This is a genomic window from Kribbella sp. NBC_01245, from assembly GCF_036226525.1.
Lineage (GTDB): Bacteria > Actinomycetota > Actinomycetes > Propionibacteriales > Kribbellaceae > Kribbella.
The window spans coordinates 4,200,300-4,220,110 of sequence record NZ_CP108487.1 but is presented as its reverse complement, the minus strand read 5'-3'; the positions used below and the strand labels follow the sequence as shown (position 1 = coordinate 4,220,110).

Genomic DNA, 19,811 nt, shown 5'->3' with positions numbered 1-19,811 from the left:
TGGTCGCGTCCACTCGCGGACAGAAAGAGGGTGGCCTACTTGATGGCGCCCATGGAGAGGCCTCGGACCAGTTGCTTTTGGGCTATCCAGCCGGCGATGACGACCGGGAGGGAGGCGAGGGTGGCGGCGGCGGAGAGTTGGGCCCAGTAGAGGCCTTCGCTGGTGATGAAGCCGACCAGGTAGACCGGGACGGTGGGGGAGGCCGAGGCGGTCAGGTTCACCGCGAAGAAGAACTCGTTCCAGGTGAAGATGACGCAGATCAGGGCCGTGGCGGCGATACCCGGTGCCACCATCGGCGCCATCACGCTGACCCAGGTCTGCCGCAGCGACGCGCCGTCGACCGACGCGGCCTCAAGCACCTCGGACGGGATCTCTTGAAGGAACGAGCGCATCATCCAGACCGCGATCGGCAGGTTCATCGCGGTGTAGAGCACGATCAGCACCCAGAGGTTGTCGAGGGCCTTGATCTCGCCGGCGATGACGTACAGCGGGACGATCACCGCGACCACCGGCAGCATCTTGGTCGAGATGAAGAAGAACAGCACGTCCTGCGTCTTGCGAACCGGCCGGATCGACAGCGCGTACGCCGCCGGCGTGGCGAGCAGCAACACCAGCAGGGTCGAGACGATCGAGGCGACCAGGGAGTTCGCGAAGTACGGCCCGGCGCCACGTTCGAAGACGCCGGCGAACTGGTCCAGCGTCGGCTTGAAGAACAGCTTCGGCGTTTCCGTGTAGGCGTCGGCCTCCTGCTTGAAGGAGGTGAGCACCATCCAGAACACGGGGAAGAAGAACAGCAGGGCGATCAACCAGGTGAAACCGGTCGTGACCGAGCTGATCGTGCGTTTCCGGCTCATTCGGTGCCCTCCTTCGTGAAGCTGGTGAAGATCAGCCGCAGGGCCACGGTCGAGACGATGATGGTGCCGATCACCACCACCACTCCCATCGCGGCGGCCTGACCGACATCGAAGCCGAGGAACGCGCGCTGGTAGATGTAGAACGGCAGGTTCGCGCTCGCCGTACCCGGACCACCCTGGGTCATCATGTAGATGTGGTCGAACGTGTTGACCACGTAGATCGCGCCGAGCAATACCGACAGCTCCAGATACCGGCGCAAGTGCGGCAGCGTGACGAAGACGAACGTCTTGAACGGGCTGGCGCCGTCCACCGAGGCCGCCTCCAGCACCGACGTGTTCTGGCTTTGCAGACCGGCCAGGATCAACAACATCATGAACGGCGTCCACTGCCACACAAGCGCGGTGACGATCGAGAAGAGCGGGTAACTCGACACCCAGTCGACCGGATCGATCCCGACCCACCCGATCACGTAGTTCACGATGCCGAAGCTCGGGTCGAACATCGACGTGCCCCAGAGCAGCGCCCCGGCCACCGGCATCACCAGGAACGGCGTGATCAGCAAGGTCCGTACGACGCCACGGCCCGGGAACTTCCGGTCCAGCAGGATCGCGAGCCCTGTGCCGAGTACCAACGCCACCAGGACGCAGGAGCCGGTAATGAGGATCGTGTTGAGCGCAGCCTGCCGGAAGACGCGATCGGTGAACACCTGGCCGTAGTTGCTCAGGCCAACGAAACGCCTTGAGCCCGGCCTGACCAGGTTCCAGGACTGCAGCGAATACCAGAGGGTTACGAGGAATGGGAACTGCGTAACGAGGATCGCGAAGACCAGTGCGGGCAACAGCGGTCCACGCCGGGCCCAGCCCTCCTTGCGATCGGTACGACGAGCCGGCGCGTCATCGGTAAGGACCGACGGCTCGGGCATCACAGCTGTACTCATCGGGAAGCCTCCTGGTATCCCTTGCCCACGGCGGCGGCGTACCGCTGGGACTGCGCGATCGCCTCGTCCACGCTGATCCGTCCGGCGATGGCGGCCGACATCTGCTGGCCGACCCGGGTGCCGAGATCCTGGAACTCGGGTATGCCGACGAACTGGATGCCCACGTACGGCACTGGCTGCACGGTCGGCTTGTCCTGGTTGGCCTCGCCCATCGCGGTCAGCGTCGGTTTCGCGTAGGCCTGCGCGGACTCGGCGTACTCCGGGATCTGGTAGGTCGAGAGGCGGCTGCCGGGTGGTACGCGTTCCCAGCCGAGCTCATTGCCGACGAGCTTCATGTAGTCCTTGTTCGTCATCCAGGACATGAAGTCCCACGCCGCGTCCGGGTTCTTCGACGTACTCGGAATCGCCAGGGACCAGCTGTAGAGCCAGCCCGAGCTCTTCGACTTCACCACTGGCGCCTGGGCGTAGCCGTTCTTGCCGACAACCGTCGAGTCCGAAGGCGATTCGACCACGCCGACCATCGACGTTGCGTCGTACCACATGGCCGCTTGGCCTTGGCTGTAACGCGTCGCGCAGTCGGAGAAGCCGGCCGTCGCGGCACCGGGCTCGCCATGTTTGCGAACCAGGTCGACGTAGAACTTGATCGCCTCGGCGCTCTCGGGGGAGTTGAGCTGCGCGTTCCAGTTCTCGTCGAACCAGCGGCCGCCGAAGGTGTTCACCACGGTGTTCATCGGCGCGAGGTTCTCGCCCCAACCAGCCAGACCGCGCAGGCAGATGCCGACCTGGTTCTGCTCGGGCTTATCGAGTTGCGAGGCGAACGACGCGACCTGCTGCCACGTCGGCCGATCCGGCATGGTCAGCCCGGCTTGGTCGAACAGGTCCTTGCGATAGACCAGGAAGGACGACTCCCCGTAGAACGGCACGGAGTAGAGATCACCCTTGTACGAAAGGGCTTCACGCACGGTCGGGATGAAGTCGTCCGGGTCGTACCCCTCGGTCTTGTCGGCGTACGGCTGAAGGTTCACGAGCCAGCCGTTCGCGGCCCACATCGGGGTCTCGTAGTTGCTGATCATCACCACGTCGAACTCGCCGCCACCGGTCGCGACCGAGGCGGTGATCTTCGCGCGCGCCTCGTTCTCCGACAGCGAGACGAACGTCAACTCGACGCCCGGGTGCTCCTTCTCGAACCGGTCCGACAGGGAGATCGCGTCGGACATCTGCGAGTTCGAGACGATCGCGACCACGAGTTGGTCTTTGCTGCCGCCACCCCAGGAGCCGGCGCCGCCACAACCCGCGAGCAACGCCGCGATCGCGAGCAGAACAATCACGCGTGTTTTCATGACGGCCTCGGCAGGATCTGGACCTTCGTCGCCGACCCCGACCGCACCAGTTCGAGTGCCTGTTCGAAATCGTCCAGTGGCAAGGTGTGCGAGATCAGGCGTTCCGACGAAATGGTGCCGTTGGCAACGAGTTCGACGGCTTCGCCATAGCTGTTCAGCACCGCCATCGAGCCGACGATGCGGATCTCGTCGTTGTAGATCCGGAACGGCGACAGCGTGATCTTGGCCTCGCCGTCAGCCACGCCGAACACCTCCAACCGGCCGCCGCGATCGAGTGCGTCGAACGCGTCCTCGATCGCCCGGGTAGCGCCGGTCGCGTCGACGGCCGCGTCGAAGCCCCTGCGGGACAAGCCTTTTGTCGACGTGGCGACCTCGACCGCGCCGAACTCGCTCGCCAGTCCGAGCTTGGACTCGGCCAGGTCGACGACCGTGACCTGGGCGCCACTCGCGATCAGCAGTTGGCTCATGATCAGGCCCATCGTGCCCGCGCCGATGACCAGCACGCGCTCGCCGACCTCGACACCGAGGCGGCGCAGCCCGTGTACGGCGCAGGAGACCGGCTCGATCAACGCGCCCTGCTGGAAGTTCAGGTTCTCGGGGAGCCGGTAGCAGGTCGAGGCCGGTACGGCGACGCGCTCGGCGAAGGCGCCGTCCACGGTGTCGCCGGTGGCGTTCCAGTTCTCGCAGAGATTGCCCCGGCCGCGGCGGCACTGGCGGCAGTGCCCGCAGAACAGCGACGGGTCCACGGCCACCTTGTCGCCGACCGCCCAACCGCCTTCGACGTCCGGGCCGAGGCCCACGATCGTGCCGGCGAACTCGTGGCCGGGAACGATCGGGTACGGCGTGGGCGGGAACTCGCCCGCCGCGATGTGCAGGTCGGTGCCGCAGACCCCGCAGGCGCCGACCTCGACCAGGACCTCGCCTTGGCCGGGTTCGGGCTCGGGGACGTCCGTGACCCGAATCTTGCCGGGTTCGTCGATGACCACTGCTCGCACGCCGACCTCCTGATGCTCATATGGGCACTTGCTGGCTCAAATGTGATGTGATGTCATTCCTACGGGCTTGTCCAACGGGTGTCAACATCTCGTGGCGTGGCCGGGAACCGGTTATCGTGCGGCAACCCGGTGCCTTCGGGCTCGGCGCCGAGGTGGCAGATTGGGGTGTGGATTCGATGAAGTCGCAAGCCGACGGTGAAGCGGACGACGAGCTGCTGGCCGATGTCGCCCGGCGCTATTACCTGGACAACACCTCGAAGGTCGACATCGCGAAACAGCTCGAGCTGAGCCGGTTCAAGATCGCCCGGTTGCTCGAGGAGGCGCGGAGTCGCGGCATCGTGCAGATCCAGGTGAAGAGCCCGTCGCCCATCGATCGCGGGCTGTCCGACGAGCTCGCGCAGGCCCTCGGGCTGGCGCGCTGCGTGGTCACGGACACGTCCGGATCGCCCGAGCAGGTCCGTTCGCAGGTGGCCCAGGCCGCCGCGCGGATCCTGCCGCCGCTGGTCCGGGATGGCGACCTGCTCGGCCTGACCTGGAGCCGGGCCGTCGACGCGATGGTGGACCACCTCGGTTACCTGCCGCCGTGCACGGTCGTCCAGATGGCCGGTTCGCTGCATTCGCCGAGCGGCGGCGGTACGACGATGGACCTGGCGCGTCGCGCGGCAGCCCTCGCGGGCGGGACCGCGCACGCCGTACATGCGCCGTTGGTTGTCGACGACGCGGCCGCGGTGACGGCACTGCGCAGGCAGCCGGGGATCGCGGACACGCTCAACATGGCCGACGCGCTCGACGTGTCGGTGGTCGCGATCGGTGCCTGGCGATCGGGTTGTTCGACCGTGTGGGACGCGGTTTCGCCCGAGATCCGGCAGCAGGCGGCGGCCGCGGGAGCCGTCGCGGAGGTCAGCGGACACGTGTTCGACGCCGACGGCAAGCTGGTCGAATCGCCGTTGGAGCAACTGGTCATCGCCGTCTCGGTGGAACAATTGCGTCGACCGCCCGAACGGGTCGCTCTGGCCGCCGGGGTGCATCGCGCGCCGGCTGTGGTCGCCGCGGTGCGCGCCGGGCTGGTGAGCACCCTGGTGACGACCTCTGACCTGGCCCGGGAGACCCTGCGGGTGCTGGCTGCCACCGAGAAGGAGACCCAATGACGGTACGGAGGCTCGTCGCCGGAGTGGACTGTTCCACCCAGGCGACGAAGGTGATGGTCTGCGACGCGGACACCGGCGAGGTGTTGCGCGAAGGCCGGGCCTCCCATCCCGACGCGACCGAGGTCGATCCGGAAGCCTGGTGGCAGGCGTGGTCGGCTGCTTCCGAGGGTTTGCTGGATGGTGTTGAGGCGATCTCGGTCGGCGGTCAGCAGCACGGGATGGTGCTGATGGACTCGGCTGGTGTGGTCGTATATCCCGCATTGTTGTGGAACGACACTCGGTCGGCTGGGGTGACCACTGGGCTTGTCGAGGAGTTTGGCGGGTCTGCGGCCTGGGCGGCCGCGACCGGCGTCGTGCCGGTGCCCAGTTTTACTGTGACGAAGTTGCGGTGGATGCGGGATCACGCTGCGGATGCGGCGGCGCGGGCTGAGGCTGTGGCGTTGCCGCATGACTGGCTCACGCATCGGTTGGCGGCCGACCGCTCGGGGATCTCGGGGTTGACGACCGATCGTGGTGATGCGTCTGGGACGGGCTGGTGGTCCGCTGTTAGCGAGTCGTACCGGTCGGATTTGGTTGAGTTGGCTTTCGGGCGGGCGTTGCAGTTGCCGCGGGTGGCGGGGCCGGCGGAGATCGTTGGTACGACGGCCGGTGGCGCGGGTCTTGCCGCGGGGACGGGCGACAACATGGCGGCGGCCCTCGGGCTCGACCTCCAGCCTGGTGACGTGGCGGTGTCGCTTGGCACTAGTGGTACGGCGTTTGCTCGGAGCTCGGCGCCTACGAAGGATGCCGCGGGTCTGGTGGCCGGATTCGCGGACGCGACTGGTGGCTACTTGCCCTTGGTCTGCACGTTGAACGCAGCCCGGGTGCTCTCGTCAACGGCCGCGCTGCTCGGTATGGACCTGACCGCCTTCGACGAGGCCGCGCTCGGGTCCGCTGGGAGCGATGGGCTGGTGCTGGTGCCGTTCCTCGATGGAGAGCGGACGCCCGATCTGCCGCATTCGACCGGGCTGATCTACGGGCTGACGCGTGCCACTTCGGTGCCGTCTACGATGGCCCGGGCGGCGGTTGAAGGCATGCTTTGCGGGTTAGCGGATGCCGTCGATGCCCTTCGTGCACAGGGAATTCCGGTCGAACGCGTGCTCCTCCTCGGCGGCGCGGCCCGCTCGCGCGCCGTACAGGCTCTCGCCCCCTCGTTGCTCGGCGCCCCCGTCGTCCTGCCCGAGCCCGCCGAGTACGTCGCCCTCGGCGCAGCTCGCCAGGCCGCCTGGGCGTTGTCGGGTGCGGAGGCTCCGCCCACGTGGGACGTCCCGGTCAGCAAGCCCGAACCGTCAATCCTCTCCGACACGGAGGCGGCCACCATCCGCTCCCACTACACCTCAGTCCTCACCAACAGCCAGGCCTTACTCTCCACACCGCGATAGATGACTGCCAGTCAGCTGACGATTGCCTAGGACAACGGATCTGGTGTCCTTGGTCACCTGTGGCTGCAGCTTCCTGCAATGGCAGTAACAGCGGGCCGGGCAACGCGATATTCAGCCGGAGACCATCGCCAGCCCGAATCACCTGGAGTCCTTTTGCGCATCGTTCCCCTGGTCGCTCTCACGACGGGACTGGTGCTCGCGGCTCCCGTTCCGGCGCTGGGCGCGACCGATCACGCCGCCGTTTCACGTCAGTCGTCGGCACTTCCCTCGGTGCCGCAGGACGTGACCGTTCGGGCCACCTTCACCGGGGTCGACCTGACCTGGCGGCTGCCCGTGGACGAGGCGGATTCGGTCTCATCGTTCACCGTCAGTCGCACGGTCGGGAGCCAGACCGACACGTTCCAGGTGTTCCGGTCCGGCCCTGAGCCGTTCGGCTGGACCGCGCCCGAGCTCGTGCCGGGAGCCACCTACAGCGTCGCCGCCGCGACCGCGGACGGACTCGGCCCGGCGAGCGCGCCGATCCAGCCCGCGCCGGCGCGAGAGGCCATCTCGACGGCGCAATACCGGCGCAACAGCGATGGTTCCGGCCGCTGGTTCCTCAGCCAGGCGGCACGCGACGGGCTTCAGTTGGTGCCCTTCGCCCCCGACGGCATCACCCAGTCCGGGATCACCGACGTGGCCGCCTCTGTTGACGGTTCGCAGCTCGCGTTCACCCAGGGCGGCGCGAGCATCTGGACGACGCCCGCGAACAAGCCGAACGGCGTAGCAGTCAAGATCCTCGACAACTCGTCCGGTATCAAGATGATGGCCTGGTCGCCGGACGGCAGTCGGATCGCCTACGAGCGAAGGACCGTCACAGGCGACAACTGCCTGGAGATTGTGGCGGCCACCGGGGGGACGCCGATCCGCGTCGGCTGTGGCATGGTCGGGCCGGCCTGGCTGCCGGATGGCCAGACCCTCGTGGTGCAGGACGCCGTCGGCCGCCCCTTGCGCCGGGTTCAGGCGAAGGCGGCGGGCGCCACACTGCTGACGTACACCGGGACCGATCGGGCCAGCGTGCCGGTCGTCTCACCTGACGGCCGGTGGATCGCCTACTCGATCGACAAGGCGGTCGCGGTCATCCCCGTCGGCGGTGGGACTCCCTTGCTCGGCGAAGCGCGCGGCACCTCGCTGCGGTCCGTGGCGTGGTCGCCGGACGCGACCCGAGTCGCTGCCATCCGGTCGGCACAGTTCGCCGGTGACTCGGTGTGGGTTGCCGCGATCGGCGCGGACGGCAAACCCGGTCCGGAGACCAGGCAGTTCATCCGGCCGGAGGATGAGTCCATCTTCCGGCTCGGCTGGCACGGACAGGGTGTGAAGATCGAGCTGCCGGCGACGACGCTCGGCCCGTCGATCTCGGTCCCGTTTCGCATCGTGGCGCCGCAGCCTGGTCAGACCGCCAGCTGCCAGCTCGACAACACCCCGGCGGCGGCTTGCGTCTCGCCGTACAAGAAAACCGGACTCACCGCGGGCAGCCACACGCTCCGGGTGAAGGTGACGGACGCTGATGGCCGCGCTGCGATGGCGACCAGGTCGTTCACGGTCGACGCGACCGCGCCGGTTGCCAAGATCATCAACCCCACCTTCGCGCTGACGAAGGCGGGGACGGCCACGGTGACGTATGGCGCGACGGACCCGAGCGGTGTCGCGTCGTACGACCTGCGCTACCGCACCGCGCATTACAACGGGACCTTCGGGGCCTACGCGAATCCGCGGATCGGCTCGAAGCTGACCTCGCTCACGCTGAACCTGGCCGCGGGGTACGAGTACTGCTTCTCGGTCCGCGCCCGCGATTCTTTCGGCAACCTCTCCGGCTGGTCGGCGGAGCGTTGTTTCGCGCGGCCGGTCGACGACCGTTCGCTGACGGCCGTCGGGGTTTGGAACAGGCAGACGAGCAGCCAGTTCTACCTTGGTACGGCGACCGCGACCAACCGCCCGGGAGCCGCACTGACCCGCACGGTCAAGGGCAAGCAGGTGTACGTCGTGGCGACCCGGTGCCCGGGCTGCGGATCGGTCCAGGTCTTCTACGGTGGAAAGCTCGCGGGCATCCTCTACCTCTACCGTCCGCAGACCGAACGGCAGGTGTTGCTGGCCCTGCCGGTGTCCGCGACGGCCATCAACGGGACGGTGAAACTGGTCACGCGAAACAGCCAGCTCGTCCAGATCGACGGATTGGCCGTCCGGAAGGGATGACTCAGCGGCCGTTGCCACCCGACCTCTCAGCGCTGTTCTTGGGCGAGAGCATGGGGAAATACGGTGGCAACGGCAACTAGTGGTGGCGAAATCTGGTGGCAATGGCGGCGGGCCACACTACTGAGTGTCCGTGACCGTTGACGCTCTGACGTTGTCCCGCGAGAGGTAGGCCACCATGGCCGATGCTGACGTTTCCAATGACGTTGCTGGTAAGCCTGGGCTGGCACGGTCAAGTTTGCGGCCGTTGTTGCTTCGGTTGCACTTCTACGCCGGGATCCTGGTCGGTCCGTTCCTCGTGGTCGTTGCCGCCACCGGGCTGCTTTACGCCTTGAGCCCGCAGATCGAGAGCGTTATCTATCGCGACACGTTGACGGTCGATAGCGCGAGGTCGACCGTGCCGTTGAGTGCGCAGGTCGCCGCCGCGCGCGAGCATCATCCGGACGGGACGTTGCTCGCTATCCGGCCGGCGGCTGGTCCGGAGGACACCACGCGCGTGCTGCTCGGCGTACCAGGGCTGGGCGAATCCGAGCGGCTCGCGGTTTTCGTCAACCCGGCCAACGCCGACGTCACCGGGGAATTGGTTGCCTATGGCTCCACTGGTGCGTTGCCGTTGCGTACTTGGTTGTCTGGGCTGCACCGCAACCTTCATCTTGGGGAGACCGGTCGTCTCTACAGCGAATTGGCCGCATCGTGGTTGTGGCTGATCGCGCTCGCTGGTCTGGTGTTGTGGTGGACTGGCCGACGTTCTGGGTCACGGCTCAAACCGCAGCGCAGCGGCAGCCCTCGCCGCCGTACGTTGTCTTGGCACGGCGCGGCCGGAACGTGGGTCATTGTCGTGATGTTGTTCCTGTCGGCCACTGGACTTACGTGGTCGCGCTTCGCCGGTGAGAACGTCGACGAGTTGCGCTCCGCCTTGAGCTGGACGACGCCGTCTGTCAGTACGGCGGTCAGTACCGATCACACCGGTCATGCCGGAATGCCCGCGCCGGGTGAGGATCCGAAGGTCGAGAGCTGGGACCGGACCATGACGTCGGCCCGATCGGCTCAGCTCGACGGACCGGTCGAGATCGTCGCGCCGAAGAAGGCCGGTTCCGCCTTTGTGGTGCAGGAGATTGGCAAACTCTGGCCGACCCAGGCCGACTCGGTCGCGGTCGATCCGATGAGCGGCGAGGTGCTGGACGTCGTACGGTTCGACGACTATCCGCTGGCCGCAAAGCTGACCCGGTGGGGGATCGACGCGCATATGGGCGTGCTCTTCGGTCTTGCGAACCAGTTGATCCTGGTCGCGGTGATGGTCGTCGTGATCGCGATGGTCGTCTGGGGGTACCGGATGTGGTGGCTCCGTCGTCCGACTCGTGGTCACGCGATTCGGTTCGGGCGGCCGGCGCAGCGTGGGGCCTGGCGGCGCGCGTCTTTGCCATGGCTTGTCGTTGTACTCGCGGCGGCCGTTGGTGTCGGGATTTTCCTTCCCCTGTTGGGGATCAGCCTCGCGGCGTTCCTCCTCGTCGACCTCGCGTTCGGCCTCTATCGCGGCCGAACCTCAGGCGAGGGCGTGCAGGGCGAAGAGCAGCGGGATGCGGGGGTACTCGTCGGGTAGGCGATACCAGCCCTCGGCCGTCTCGACCATCGCGTCGAACCGCGGCCAGGGCAGTACCTCGGACTCGCGCAGGCTCTTGATCCGCAGCCCGCCCGCGACCAATGCCGTCACCACCTCGCCGAGGCCGTGCATCCACTCGTAGCTCTCGGTCTTCCCGGGCACCTCGTGACCGGTATACGTACGGTTCGACTCGCGCGTGATCGGGCCACGCCCTTCGAGATAATCGTTGCGCAGCAGGAGATCCTGGCTCTTGTCGGGCGGTGGCGTCGGGCCGAGCGCGTTGAGCAATGGGTGGAACTCCACGATATAAAGCGATCCGCCCGGCTTCAGCAATCGCCGTACGACGTCCACCCACGCGGGCAGATCCGGCAGATAACAAAGCGCGCCCTTGCCGGTGTAGACGACGTCGAACTGCCGTCCCTCCAACGCGTCAACGGCGTCGTACACATCCGCATGCATGTACGACACGTCGGCGTCTGCCTTCGCCGCGATCCGCCGAGCCTCCTCGACCGACCGCGACGACAAGTCGAGCCCCACGACGCTGCGAGCGCCTGCCGCCGCGAACGCGATCGTCTCCGTACCAAGGTGGCACTGCAAATGCAGCACATCCCTGCCAGTCAGATCGCCAAGCTCATCCCACTCGTAATCGGCGAACCAATACCGCGCCGGCTGCGCGTAAAACTCGCTACTGGCATGAATCGGCGCCCGCGCATCCCAATTGGCCTCATTAGCCGCCACCATCCGCCGAGCATCCGCATCCAACCCCACCACAACCTCCACGAGTCCGATCACCGTTCCTTGGCCGCGAGTGATCCCGTCCGAACACCCCGCGAGTGGTCAGGTTATGACGCGACTCGGCCCAATACCCCGCGAGTGGACCCCAACACCCCGGCGAGCGGACCCCAACACGCCTGCGAGTGGTCCCCAAATACCCCGCGAGTGGACGCGTCATGACGCGACCACTCGCGAGAGGGATGGCACGCTCGCCTGTCGTCAGCGCTGCCACGGTCGGGGCTTGGTGCCGTGGGCTCGGCATCCACAGGCGAGGCGCACTTCGCGTCCGACCGTGGCGGGGTGTCCGCAGGCAGGCGGCATTCGGGTCTGGCCACATTTTTGCGTTCATTCGTCGGAATCCGCCCTCCAGCATCGCGGACCTGCACAGGTCGGCGGACGGAAGAGGGCGGATTCCGACGAATGAACGCAAAAAATGGTGTTAGTTGATGAGGGATTCGACGATGGTTTTCATGCGGTCTACTGGGATGGCGAAGCCGATGCCGATGTTGCCGGTGCGGCTGCCGCCGCTGAGGGTGGCGATGGCGGTGTTGACGCCTACTACTTGGCCGGAGGCGTTGACGAGGGGGCCGCCGGAGTTGCCGGGGTTGATGGCGGCGTCGGTTTGGATCGCGGTTTGGCGGTTGCCGTTGTCGCCGAAGCGGGCTTGGCGGTTGACCGTGCTGACGATGCCCGCGGTCACGGTTCCTTCCAGGCCGAGTGGTGAGCCGATGGCCAGCACCGGGTCACCCACCCGGAGTTGCGACGAGCGGCCGAGCGTGAGCGGACGGAGCCCCGTGGCCTCGGTCCGCAGCACCGCGATGTCGTTGTCCTCGTCCATCCCGACGATCTCGGCCGAAACCGTTCGCCCGGTCGACAGCACGAGCGTGACATTTCGGGCCTCCTGAACCACGTGGGCGTTGGTGACGACATGCCCTTGCGCGTCGATGACGAAGCCAGAACCGGTCGCGCGACCGGCCCGGACCGAGACGACTCCAGGCAGTACGGCGGCCGCCGCGTTCGCGATACTTGCTCCCGGCAACGGCGCCGGAGCGTTTGCCTGGGGCAACTGAATTGGCGCGGCAGCGTTGTCGCTGTCACCGAAGTACGTCCCGGTGGCTGCGCCGGCCAACCCGCCCGCCAGGACCGACAAGGCGATCCCGGTGGCCAACGCGCGCCCGCCGCGGCGTACCGGAGCAGGTGGGGCCGTCACCCCGGGCCGAGGGGCCGTAGGCGCCGGTGCAAGGGATGCCGGCGGGACGGAACCCGGGGTGACGGAATCAGGGGTGCGGCCAGGGGGCGGTACCGGGCCCGGTAGGTAGTGCGGGCCGCGGAACGGACTGCCGAGATGTGCGTTCATAAGGGCTCCAATTAAGGCAGTCGGGAGAACCACAGCAGCGAGGCCAGCCCGGCGAGCAAGGCGGCGGCCAGTGCGATACCGGCGACCAGGTTGGTGATCTCGCGTTCCTCGGTCGTCCAGCCGATGGAGGACTCGAGATCGGAGTAAACGCTGCGGAGCTCGGTATCACTCTCAGCGCTGTAGAAGCTGCCCGATGTCGCATCCGCAAGACCCTCGAGCGAGGTCGTATCAGCCGGGACCGGGATGTTGCGCCCGTCGATGTCGACCGTGCCCTCGGCGGTGCCGTAGGCAATCGTCGATACCGGTACGCCGGCCTGCGTCGCGGCTTGGGCCGCCTCGTCGATCGGCCGTCCCGCAGTATTACCGCCATCAGACAGCAGCACTATGCGAGCCGGTGGCGGATCGGACTCCGCCTCCGCGTCAAGGCTCTGGATGCTCTGCAACGCGGTCAGCACCGCCTCACCGATCGCCGTACTGTCCGTCATCGTCAAGTTGCCGATGGCATCGGTTGTCGCCTGGTGGTTCGTCGTCGGCGGGGTCACCACGGTCGCCGTACGGGCGAAGGAGACCAGGCCGACGTTGAACTGTTCCGGCAGGTTCTCGACGAACTCGGTCGCGGCCTGTTTCGCCACCTCGAACCGGTTCGGCTCGACGTCCGTGGCGGCCATCGAGTTCGAGACGTCGAGCGCGACGATGACGGTGGCGCGTTCGCGCGGCACTCGTACGTCGGCGACCGGGCGGGCGATCGCGATCGTGAGCACGATGATCGCCGCCAGGAACGCGAAGGCCGGGGCATGCCGTCGCCAGCCGGGCCGTTTCGGCGTCACCTTCGCCAGCATCGGCAAGGTGGCGAACCGGACGGCGTACTGGCTGCGGCGTTTCTGCGCGATCACGTAGGCGATCACCAGGGCCACGGCCACCAGTAATAGCCACAACCACGCGGGTTGTTCGAATCTCATCGGATGCCATCCCTGTTCAGTGGGGACCGGCGGGCCGCGGCACGACGCCGGGCCGACGCGAACGAGGCGACGTCCCGGACCCAGTCGCGGTCCGTCCGGAGTTGCAGATGGGCCACACCGGCCGAGCGCAAGGCGGCGGCGGTGCGTTCCCGGTGCTCGGCGGCGGCCACGGCATAGCGCTCCCGGATCCGGCGCCGGCTGGTCTGGACCTCGTGCCGCCGGCCGGTTTCGGGATCGACCAGCGTGAGCAGACCGACCTCGGGCAGTTCCAGCTCGCGCGGATCGATCACCTCGACCGCGATCACCTCGTGCCGTACGGCGAGCCGTCGCAGCGGTTTGGCCCACGCGGTCGAGTCCTCGGTGAAGTCGGACACCACCACCCGCAGACCGGGCCGGGGATGTTCCCGGTCGAGCCGCCGGATGGCCGTGACCAGATCCGTAGTGGGGTGCGCCCCCGGTTCCAGCCGCGGTAGCGACAACAGTGTGCGGAAGGTACGACGGAGTGCCGCCGCGCCGCCGACCGCCGGGATCCGGGTCAGCTGGTCACCGAAGGCCACGCGCGCGCCGAGGCGGTTACCCGGCCGGTCCGCGAGCAGCCCGATCGCGCCGACGACCGCGACGGCCAGATCCCGTTTCTCCGCGAGCGCCGTACCGAAGTCCATGCTGGCGGACGCGTCCACCAGCGCCCAGGTCTCCAGCTCGCGCTCGGCGAGTGGCGCCCGGACGTGGGCCTCCAGCGATCGGGCCGTCACGTTCCAGTCCATCCGCCGTACGTCGTCCTGGCCGGGCTGGTAGGGGCGTGCCTCGTTCGGTTCGCTGCCCGGGCCTGACCGGAGCCCGGTGATATCGCCGTGAAGAAACCCTTCCAGGCGCTTCTTCACGGACAACTCCAGCGTCCTTAACGCCCTTTCCCGCCCGGCCAGGAGATCGTCGGAGGTGCTCACGCCGCCGACCCCCTCGTTTCGTCAGCCGGTACGACGTGCGGCTGCTCCACCGAGGCCAGCACGCGGGCGACGACAGAACGCGGGTCGAGCCCGTCGGCCAACGCGTCGAACGTCAGCACCAGTCGATGCGCCATCACGTCCTGCGCCACGTCGTACACGTCCGCGGGCAGCACGTAATCCCGTCCGCGCAGCAAGGCGAGCGCTCGTCCCGCCGCGACCAGGCCGAGCGTGGCCCGCGGGCTCGCGCCGAACTCCAGTACGCCGTCGAGGTCGTTGATCCCGTACGCCGAAGGCTCGCGGGTTGCGTGCACTAGACGTACGACGTACTCGGCGACGGCGTTGTGGACGAAGACCTCTTCCGTAGCGGCCTGTAGTTCCGACACCAGCTCAGGAGTCAGTACGGCGCTCGCGTGCGGCCGGTGGGCGCTCATCCGCTGCAGGATGGTCAGTTCCTCCATAGGCGCGGGATAGCCCACAGTGATCTTCAGGAGGAACCTGTCCCGCTGCGCCTCTGGTAGTGCGTACACGCCCTCGGACTCGATCGGGTTCTGCGTAGCGAGCACCAGGAACGGCTCTGGCAACGGGTAGCTCTTGCCGCCGATACTGACCTGGTTCTCGGCCATGGCTTCCAGTAGTGCCGACTGGACCTTGGCCGGGGCACGGTTGATCTCGTCGGCCAGTACGAGGTTGGCGAAGATCGGGCCGAGTTCGGTGTCGAAGCCCTCCGCGGACGGCCGCCAGATCCGGGTGCCCATGATGTCGCCGGGCACCAGGTCGGGGGTGAACTGCAACCGGGCGAACCGGCCACCGATCACCTCGGCGAGAGTGCGGACGGCCAGGGTCTTCGCGACACCTGGCACGCCTTCGAGCAGGCAATGACCGCGGGCCAGCAGGCCGACCAGCATCCGCTCGACCAGGTGATCCTGGCCGACGACGACCCGCTTCACCTCGAACAGCGCCCGCTCCAGCACGGCGGTCTCGGGGAGGCGGCCCTCCGCACCGGCGTGTGCCGATGCGGAGCCGCCGGCGTGAATGGTCACGCCTGTCCCTCAGCAGTGCCGTTGTTCTCAGAGCCCTGCGCGCCCTTCTCCGGGCAATCGCGGTCAGCGCCCGGCGACGGGGTGGTGTCCGCGGTCGGGTTCTCCTCGATCGTCACGTAACCCTGCTCCTGGCCAGGCGTCGGGTTGTTGTCACCAGCCGCATACGCGACCCCGCCGATGCCGAGGCCGACCGCCGCCGTGGCGATACCGCCGACCAGGAGTCGCTTGCTGGTACTGAACTTCCTCATCTGGACTAGCTCCTTCGGTTGTGGACTCGACGGGCTCCACATCATCAAGAGCTCGCGAAAACGACCGGAAAGCGAACCGAAAAGGCAACGAAAGGCGTTAAGGGCGTTACGGGGAGGCCCAGCTACTTTGGTCTCGTGCGATTACTGGTGGTGGAGGACGAGGAAGGCCTGGTCAGCGCGTTGCGCTCGGGACTGGGCCGGGCCGGTTATGCCGTCGACGCGGCCGGGACGGGCCAGGAGGCGATGGAAAAGCTCGCCAGTACGGCGTACGACCTGGCGATACTCGACATCACGCTGCCCGATACCACCGGGCTCGACATCTGCCGGGCGGTCCGCCGGGGCGAGATCGAGGTGGCGTCCGGCCGGGACCTGCGGGTGCTGATGCTGACGGCTCGCGCGAGTCTGGCCGATCGCGTCGCCGGGCTGGACGAGGGCGCCGACGACTACCTGACGAAGCCGTTCGCGCTGGTCGAGTTGCTCGCGCGGATCCGGGCCCTGCTGCGCCGCGACGTCACCAACGGATCGGCCCTGCTGGAGGTCGGCGATCTCGCGCTCGACAGCGCCCGCCACCTCGCCACCCGCGCCGGGCGCGAGTTGTCGCTCACGCTGAAGGAGTTCGGCGTACTGCGCTATCTGATGTCCCGGCCCGGGCACGTCGTCTCGGCCGAGGAACTGCTCGAACACGTCTGGGATGAGAACGCCGATCCGTTCACCCAGAGCGTGCGGGTGACGGTCGGCACGCTGCGGCGCAAACTCACGCTCGATGGCGAGGATCCCTTGCTGGAAACGGTGATCGGCCGCGGCTACCGGTTAAGAGGTGAGACATGAACCGGCTGCCCGGTTGGATGCGGACGGTTCGCTTCCGCCTGACCGTGACGTACTCGGCCGTCCTGATCGGGTTGTCGGCGCTGATGCTGGGCGGCGTGTACTTCGCGCTGTCCTCGATGACGGATGCGCGCGAGCTGAACACCTTTACGGTGAAGAAGATGTATCGCGGCCAGGACGGCGAGTTGCACGTCAAGCCCGGCCAGACGATCGAGGCGGCGGAGCTCTCGGCGATCGAGGGCGCGGTGCAGTTCCAGACGCTGCAGAATCTGCGCGACTACTCGGCGATCGCCATCGGCGTACTGTTCCTGGTCAGTCTCGGCACCGGCTGGTGGTTGTCCGGTCGGGCGCTGCGGCCGGTCCGACAGATCACCGCGACCGCGCAGGAGATCACCGCGACCGACCTGTCCCGACGGATAGCCCTCGGCGGGCCGCCGGACGAGCTGCGCACCCTGGGTGACACCGTTGACGGCATGCTTGACCGGTTGGAGGAGGCGTTCGTCGCCCAGCGCCAGCTCGTCGACGACGCCTCGCACGAACTGCGTAACCCGCTCGCCGTGATCCAGGCGAACGTCGACGCCGTCCTCGCCCACGACGACACGCCCCCGGCCGATCGGGCCCAGGCCACGGCGATCGTCGGCCGGGCCATTCAGCGGATGACCCGGCTGGTGGAGGACCTGCTGGCCTCCGCGCGCCGCAGTTCGCCCGCGTTCGTGGACGCCGACGTCGACCTCGCCGCCATCGCGAGCGAGGCCGCCGAGGAATACACGCTCATCGCCGAGGACCGAGAGCTCCAGCTCGTACGACGCCTCGCGCCCGGGCCGACCGCGGCGGGTGATGCGCAAGCCCTGCGCCGGGCGGTCGACAACCTGCTCTCGAACGCCGTACGCCTCGCACGCGGTGGCAGCGACCTCGTCCTGGCCGTCGGGTCACGCGGCGGATGGGCCTGGATCGCCGTTCGCGACGAAGGTCCAGGGATCGCCGAAGACGACGCCGACCGGGTCTTCGACCGCTTCTTCCGCTCGGGCCAACGCCAAGACCCGGCAACAGTCCCGCCGCGAGCGTCGACCGGCGCCTCCACCGGCGAGCGCCGCGCGGGCCTCGGCCTCGCCATCGTCCGCCAGATCGTCGAAAGCCACGGTGGTTCCGTGGCCCTGCACTCCGAACTCGGCGTAGGCAGCACCTTCGTCCTCTGGCTCCCCGAGCGCTCCCTAACCAACGCCGACCGCCGCCTCCCCACCCCACCCCCCGAAGACCCCCTCGGCCCTCGCCCCTAGCAACTTCCTTCCGTTCATCGGGCCCTTGTGACCAGGCGCGTCGCGGATCATTGCCCACGGACTTTGCATTCATTCGTCGGAATCCGCCCTCTTCCGTCCGCCGACCTGCGCCTGTCCGCTGTGGCTGAGAGGGCGGATTCCGACGAATGAATGCAAGGGGTAGGGCGAGAGCGCGCGTGGTCACAAGGGACCGATGATGCTCGACACACCTGGTCACGAGGGCCCGATGAACGGCATTTCGTCAGGGCGATGTCTGCCGGACTGCCGCCGGACCAGATGTGACACTCGCGGCAGGGGGAAGGGTGTGGCGGTTAGCCCTTGTTTGCGGCTGGACGTCTTCCCTGGTGGCGTTCGACCTGCTTAGGGTCAGGGTTCTCGGACCAAAGGCGTGAGGCCGGTCCGGGAACCGCCCACGCACGAGGAGACGCATGCGCCCGCCGCGTACCACCGCCCTGGTTATAGCCGCCCTATTACTCGCGATTCCGCTCGCGCCGACAGCTGCCAACGCCGTACCGGCTCAAGAGACGACCACTGTTGCGGATCCGATCGAGGAGGTCCGGGCGAAGCTCGCGACGATCCCCGGCCTGCGGATCCAGAGCAGCACGGTGGTCAGCGGCAAGCCGTTCTTCGTCTTGCAGTACACCCAGCCCGCGGACCACCGCCAGCCGAACGGAGAGAAGTTCGAGCAGCGCGTCACGCTCTGGCATCGCGCGTTCGACCGGCCGACCGTGCTGCACACCACCGGGTACGGCGGCGTCGGTGGTGCGTTCACCAGCGAGCCCACCCGGCTCCTCGACGCCAACCAGCTGAACGTCGAACAGCGCTTCTTCAACGCCTCGACGCCGGCCAGCAAGGACTGGTCGAAGCTCACGATCTGGCAGGCCGCGACCGACCAGCACCGGATCGCGCAGGCCTTCAAGCAGGCGCTGTACGGCGCCAAGTGGGTCAACACCGGCGCGAGCAAGGGCGGTATGACGTCCGTCTACCACCGCCGGTTCTACCCGAACGACGTGGACGCCACCGTCGCGTACGTCGCACCGCATGACGTGTTCAACAAGAAGGACATCTACGTCGGGTTCATCCAGGAAGCCGGTACTGACCCGGCGTGCAACCAGGCACTCCGCAACGCCCAGCGCAACGCGCTACTACGCCGTACGGCGATGGTGGCGAAGCTCGACGCGTATGCGAAGGCGAACGGGCTTACGTACGAGGACACGTTCGGTAGCACCGACAGGTCGTTCGAGGCGGCAGTACTGGATACGCCGTTCGCCTTCTGGCAGTACTCGAACCAGGCCGCGTGCCCGAGTGTGCCGGGGTCTGCCGACGCGACGGACCAGGAGCTGTTCGACTTCTTCGACAACGTCGCCGGGTGGAGCTTCTACTCGGACGAGGGCACCAAGGGCTTCCTGCCGTACTTCTTCCAGGCCACGCATCAGCTGAACTGGCCGGACGTCGCGAGCCGCACTACTTGGCTGCAGGGGCTACTGCGCTACAAGGAGGCCGGGGACGCGCCTGCCGCCGTACCGGACGCGATTGAGCCGCGGCACGACCCGCTGGCGATGCTGGACGTGCAGAACTGGTTGTCGGCCAAGGGACAGCGCATGCTCTTCGTCTACGGCGAGAACGACCCGTGGAGCGCAGAGAAGTTCGAGCCGGGTAGAGGCACTCGTGACTCGCACTGGTTCACCGTGCCGGACGGTAACCACGGATCCAACATCAGCCGGCTACCGGCGGCGCAGCGCACCGAGGCTACGCACATCCTGCAGAACTGGATGGGCGTGCCTGAGACGGTTGTAGCCACGCAGCGGACTGCCCAGGCCGTAGACCCGGGCGCCCAGCACAAGCACATGCGTTAACCCCTG

17 protein-coding genes are annotated in these 19,811 nt (G+C 67.5%); 7 read left to right on the top strand and 10 right to left on the bottom strand.

From position 1 onward, the window contains the following. Positions 1-35: 35 nt before the first annotated feature. The 4 genes from OG394_RS18690 to OG394_RS18675 are packed head-to-tail and all read right to left on the bottom strand — an operon-like array spanning position 36 to position 4,127. Positions 36-854, bottom strand: coding sequence for a carbohydrate ABC transporter permease (locus tag OG394_RS18690; protein ID WP_328996676.1), 819 nt, complete (start codon positions 852-854; stop codon positions 36-38). Continuing rightward, positions 851-1,792 (bottom strand): carbohydrate ABC transporter permease, encoded by a 942-nt coding sequence (locus OG394_RS18685; protein WP_328996675.1) that lies wholly within the window; start codon positions 1,790-1,792, stop codon positions 851-853. Before OG394_RS18685 ends, OG394_RS18690 begins: the two co-directional genes overlap by 4 nt. Continuing rightward, positions 1,789-3,132, bottom strand: coding sequence for an ABC transporter substrate-binding protein (locus OG394_RS18680; protein WP_328996674.1), 1,344 nt, complete (start codon positions 3,130-3,132; stop codon positions 1,789-1,791). The genes OG394_RS18685 and OG394_RS18680 overlap by 4 nt, the downstream gene beginning before the upstream one ends. Further along, positions 3,129-4,127 (bottom strand): zinc-dependent alcohol dehydrogenase family protein, encoded by a 999-nt coding sequence (locus OG394_RS18675; RefSeq protein ID WP_328996673.1) that lies wholly within the window; start codon positions 4,125-4,127, stop codon positions 3,129-3,131. The genes OG394_RS18680 and OG394_RS18675 overlap by 4 nt, the downstream gene beginning before the upstream one ends. A 176-nt stretch (positions 4,128-4,303) precedes the next feature. Between OG394_RS18675 and OG394_RS18670 the strand changes: the two genes are divergently transcribed. The 4 genes from OG394_RS18670 to OG394_RS18655 all read left to right on the top strand — a co-directional run bounded on the left by OG394_RS18670 (position 4,304) and on the right by OG394_RS18655 (position 10,525). Continuing rightward, entirely contained in the window at positions 4,304-5,275 is a 972-nt protein-coding gene (locus tag OG394_RS18670; protein ID WP_328996672.1) for a sugar-binding transcriptional regulator, read from the top strand. Next, positions 5,272-6,696 (top strand): xylulokinase, encoded by a 1,425-nt coding sequence (gene xylB, locus OG394_RS18665; RefSeq protein ID WP_328996671.1) that lies wholly within the window; start codon positions 5,272-5,274, stop codon positions 6,694-6,696. Before OG394_RS18670 ends, xylB begins: the two co-directional genes overlap by 4 nt. A gap of 153 nt (positions 6,697-6,849) precedes the next feature. Continuing rightward, positions 6,850-8,928 carry a hypothetical protein gene (locus tag OG394_RS18660; RefSeq protein ID WP_328996670.1) on the top strand — a complete coding sequence of 693 codons (2,079 nt, stop codon included), beginning with the start codon at positions 6,850-6,852 and terminating at the stop codon, positions 8,926-8,928. Positions 8,929-9,103: 175 nt separating this feature from the next. Further along, positions 9,104-10,525: a PepSY-associated TM helix domain-containing protein gene (locus OG394_RS18655; protein ID WP_328996669.1), complete on the top strand. Its 1,422-nt coding sequence runs from the start codon at positions 9,104-9,106 to the stop codon at positions 10,523-10,525. On the opposite strand, the gene OG394_RS18650 is transcribed toward OG394_RS18655, so the two are convergent. From OG394_RS18650 to OG394_RS18625, 6 genes are all read right to left on the bottom strand, one after another. Then, on the bottom strand, positions 10,469-11,317 hold the full coding sequence (locus OG394_RS18650; RefSeq protein ID WP_328996668.1) for a class I SAM-dependent methyltransferase: 849 nt from the start codon (positions 11,315-11,317) through the stop codon (positions 10,469-10,471). The genes OG394_RS18655 and OG394_RS18650 overlap by 57 nt on opposite strands. A gap of 421 nt (positions 11,318-11,738) precedes the next feature. Next, positions 11,739-12,509 (bottom strand): S1C family serine protease, encoded by a 771-nt coding sequence (locus OG394_RS18645; RefSeq protein WP_328996667.1) that lies wholly within the window; start codon positions 12,507-12,509, stop codon positions 11,739-11,741. A gap of 158 nt (positions 12,510-12,667) precedes the next feature. Continuing rightward, positions 12,668-13,615 carry a VWA domain-containing protein gene (locus tag OG394_RS18640; protein WP_328996666.1) on the bottom strand — a complete coding sequence of 316 codons (948 nt, stop codon included), beginning with the start codon at positions 13,613-13,615 and terminating at the stop codon, positions 12,668-12,670. After that, complete coding sequence (locus OG394_RS18635) at positions 13,612-14,559, bottom strand: DUF58 domain-containing protein (RefSeq protein WP_328996665.1); 948 nt, start codon at positions 14,557-14,559, stop codon at positions 13,612-13,614. The genes OG394_RS18640 and OG394_RS18635 overlap by 4 nt, the downstream gene beginning before the upstream one ends. Continuing rightward, entirely contained in the window at positions 14,556-15,593 is a 1,038-nt protein-coding gene (locus OG394_RS18630; protein WP_328996846.1) for an AAA family ATPase, read from the bottom strand. The genes OG394_RS18635 and OG394_RS18630 overlap by 4 nt, the downstream gene beginning before the upstream one ends. A gap of 2 nt (positions 15,594-15,595) precedes the next feature. Beyond that, the gene (locus tag OG394_RS18625) at positions 15,596-15,847 is read right to left on the bottom strand and encodes a hypothetical protein (protein ID WP_328996664.1); all 252 of its coding nucleotides are present in this window, start codon (positions 15,845-15,847) and stop codon (positions 15,596-15,598) included. Between the two features lie 135 nt (positions 15,848-15,982). On the opposite strand from OG394_RS18625, the gene OG394_RS18620 reads away from it, so the two are divergent. The 3 genes from OG394_RS18620 to OG394_RS18610 all read left to right on the top strand — a co-directional run bounded on the left by OG394_RS18620 (position 15,983) and on the right by OG394_RS18610 (position 19,805). Next, a complete protein-coding gene (locus OG394_RS18620; RefSeq protein ID WP_328996663.1) occupies positions 15,983-16,675 on the top strand; it encodes a response regulator transcription factor in 693 nt (230 codons plus the stop codon). Further along, a complete protein-coding gene (locus OG394_RS18615; RefSeq protein WP_328996662.1) occupies positions 16,672-17,949 on the top strand; it encodes a sensor histidine kinase in 1,278 nt (425 codons plus the stop codon). The genes OG394_RS18620 and OG394_RS18615 overlap by 4 nt, the downstream gene beginning before the upstream one ends. A 428-nt stretch (positions 17,950-18,377) precedes the next feature. Next, positions 18,378-19,805: a S28 family serine protease gene (locus tag OG394_RS18610; protein WP_328996661.1), complete on the top strand. Its 1,428-nt coding sequence runs from the start codon at positions 18,378-18,380 to the stop codon at positions 19,803-19,805. Positions 19,806-19,811: the final 6 nt, after the last annotated feature.